1 protein-coding gene is annotated in these 291 nt (G+C 58.4%); it reads left to right on the forward strand.

The window, feature by feature from the left end; genetic code table 11:
• On the forward strand, positions 1–291 hold a 291-nt coding region (locus LZP73_RS20250; protein WP_234236730.1), incomplete at both ends, for a branched-chain amino acid transport system II carrier protein.

Raw genomic sequence — 291 nt, forward strand, 5'->3', positions numbered from 1 at the left:
GCGCGTCGCTGGTCGATCAGTCTGCAAACGGTGCGGCGATCCTGCATGCTTACGTTCAGCATACCTTTGGCGGCGGCGGTAGCTTCCTGCTGGCGGCGTTAATCTTCATCGCCTGCCTGGTCACGGCGGTTGGCCTGACCTGTGCTTGTGCAGAATTCTTCGCCCAGTACGTACCGCTCTCTTATCGTACGCTGGTGTTTATCCTCGGCGGCTTCTCGATGGTGGTGTCTAACCTCGGCTTGAGCCAGCTGATTCAGATCTCTGTACCGGTGCTGACCGCCATTTATCCGC

The sequence above is a fragment of the Shewanella sp. AS16 genome, assembly GCF_021412365.1.
GTDB classification, from domain to species: domain Bacteria; phylum Pseudomonadota; class Gammaproteobacteria; order Enterobacterales; family Shewanellaceae; genus Shewanella; species Shewanella salipaludis.